Here is a 2187-nt window from a genome sequence, read left to right on the forward strand (position 1 = left end):
GTACGGGACCGACGAGTCCATCGGCAGGACGGTGTAGAGCGAGTCGGTCTCGATGCGGACCAACCGGCCGGCGTCGGCCAGGCTGTCGGCCTGCGCTCGCGTGTCCGGCGGGTCGACGCCCAACTCCCGGGCCAACTCGACGTGACGGGCGTTCCGGGACCGGCGGAGCGTCGCGATCTCGTCGTCGGTCAGGACGGGGATCGACTCGAACGCCCGCTCGTCGAGGGCGACGACGCGGTCCTGCTCTGCGAACGTGGCCTCGATGCCTGCGTTCGTCCGCCAGCCGAACCACGCGGCGGCCAGCACCAGGATGGCCACGACCGCTGCGATCGCCCGCTTCCGACCTCGAGGTCGAGTCGATCGCGCTGACGTGTCGCCCTCGAGGACGCTGACGGGAGGGGGTGCCGTCGAGGGGGCAGGGACTCCTTCGGCCTCACGGCTCTCGAGGGCGGACGGGTCGGGTGGGAGCGGGTCGTTGGTCACGAGTCGTCGAAGTCGGGCAGGTCGATGGTGATGTGGAAGACCGGCTGCTCGTTCTCGAGCAGGACCAGCAGCTTGCCCTCGTCCTGCATCGCGCCCAAGACGCGGGCGAGGACGCCGAACAGGCGGTCGTCGTAGACGCCGGCCAGGTCGTTGGCCCACCGGGTCGCGGTGCGCTGGGCGTGGCCGAGGTCGGGGTCTGAGAACGGGACGTCGAGCGAGTCGGCGGCGGACGGGTGGAGCGAGAACCGCGTGTACACCAGGTCGACGGACGCGCCGTACTCGTGGCTCGAGGTGCCCGACGTCGCGTTCCGGTTCGTCCGGCCCAAGTCCTCCTGCAAGTCCGAGGTCCGGAGCGCCGACGAGATCGTGAACCGGTACGGCGGCAACCCGGCCTCGAGGACGGCGTCTTGGAACCGGCGCCCGACCTCCTGAACGCGGTCGTACAGCGCGGGAACGACGAAGGGCTTGGAGTGCTCCAGGACGCGCAGCACGTAGTACTCGTTGTCGACGAGCGGAACGAGCCGTCCCGAGCGCAGGTGGCCGGTGAGGTCGGACTCGCCGCGGAGTGGGGGGACGCCCAAGGAGTCGGCACGCTCCAGATGGTCGCGGTAGGACGGCGTGCGCGGGCGGCGCAGGCGGTTGGCCTGGTCCGAGGTCGGGCCGCGAAGTTGCTCGAACCGACCTCGAGTGCGTGTCACGAACGCGTCGAGCGAGTCGAGCGCGGGCGTCGTCCCCGCGCCCGGCGGTGGGGGAGGCGGCGGAGGGATCGTGGCTTGACGGGCGACCCACCCGATCCCCAGGCCAATCGCGAGCGCGGTGATGATGATGGCGGCGGTCTTCATCGGCCCTCGAGGACGCCGCACCCGATCACGTCTCCGGCCGCTCCGTCCGGGCTCGACTCGTCGTCGCGCAGCTCTCGCACCACGACGGCTCGCCCGACGGCCGACATCGTCCCGTCCAGGCTCAGGACGGGGTCGATCCGGTCGTAGCGGCCTCGTCCTCGGTCGCTGCGGATGCTGCCCAGGTCGCCTGCGTGTCGGAAGCGGGGCGACAAATAGGGACCGCCGTGAGGTGTGCCCTCGTCGATCCCCAGGTGGATGCCGGGGTCGGCGTCGCAGTCGCGCCCTCGAAGGACCTGGACCGCGTGGAAGTCCTGGCTCGACAAGCCGGTGAGCGACATCAGAACCCGGACGCCGCCCGTCGAACGGGACAGGGAGACCGTCCCTTCTACGCCGCCGTCGCCGACGGGCTCGATGGTCGCCCGCGCGAACGAGACCCCTTGGACATCCGTGGTGTCCGGCGGCAGGGGCGGGACCTCGATGGCGGGTTCCGAGGCCGTCACGGTGGGAGTCGGCGCCTCGCACGCAACGAGGGCCACAACAAGCACGATGACGATTGCGACGGGGACCATGTGGAGACAACGGCCCGCCCGGTCTCGTGTTCTGCCCAGGCTAGCTTGTCTTTCGCCCTCCGACGCTTTTCCGTGCCCGCCCGCCTCGCCGCCCACGACCTCTCGATGCGCTTCGGGCCGCGGCGCTTGTTCGACGGCCTCGAGGTCGCGGTCGAGGCGGGGACGCCGCTCGCCGTCACGGGGCCGAACGGATCGGGCAAGTCGACGCTCCTCTTGTTGTTCGCCGGCCTCCTGACGCCGACCGGCGGCTCGGTCGTCCTCGAGGTCGACGGGCGCGGGGTCGAGCCTCGCGA

The 2187-nt window shown here is 71.2% G+C and carries 4 protein-coding genes; 1 reads left to right on the forward strand and 3 read right to left on the reverse strand.

Features of this window, described 5'->3' with window-relative positions; translation table 11 throughout:
* The 3 genes from WBA11_RS07455 to WBA11_RS07465 form a co-directional block, all read right to left on the reverse strand.
* Nucleotides 1-483 (reverse strand): hypothetical protein (locus WBA11_RS07455; protein WP_424520068.1); only part of this gene is annotated, 483 nt, incomplete at its 3' end.
* Nucleotides 480-1325: a DUF5715 family protein gene (locus tag WBA11_RS07460; RefSeq protein ID WP_424520069.1), complete on the reverse strand. Its 846-nt coding sequence runs from the start codon at nt 1323-1325 to the stop codon at nt 480-482. The genes WBA11_RS07460 and WBA11_RS07455, both read right to left, overlap by 4 nt.
* Nucleotides 1322-1894, reverse strand: coding sequence for a superoxide dismutase family protein (locus WBA11_RS07465; RefSeq protein ID WP_424520070.1), 573 nt, complete (start codon nt 1892-1894; stop codon nt 1322-1324). Before WBA11_RS07465 ends, WBA11_RS07460 begins: the two co-directional genes overlap by 4 nt.
* A gap of 72 nt (nt 1895-1966) precedes the next feature.
* Between WBA11_RS07465 and WBA11_RS07470 the strand changes: the two genes are divergently transcribed.
* A partial coding sequence (locus WBA11_RS07470) for an ATP-binding cassette domain-containing protein (RefSeq protein WP_424520071.1) occupies nt 1967-2187 on the forward strand: 221 nt, incomplete at its 3' end.

It is taken from the genome of Rubrivirga sp. (genome assembly GCF_049648075.1).
In the GTDB taxonomy this organism is placed as follows: Bacteria; Bacteroidota; Rhodothermia; order Rhodothermales; family Rubricoccaceae; genus Rubrivirga.

Bases quoted from the DNA above. Each gene is read 5' to 3' on its own strand.
- WBA11_RS07460 (WP_424520069.1), bottom strand. From the start codon at position 1,325: ATGAAGACCGCCGCCATCATCATCACCGCGCTCGCGATTGGCCTGGGG.
- WBA11_RS07465 (WP_424520070.1), bottom strand. From the start codon at position 1,894: ATGGTCCCCGTCGCAATCGTCATCGTGCTTGTTGTGGCCCTCGTTGCG.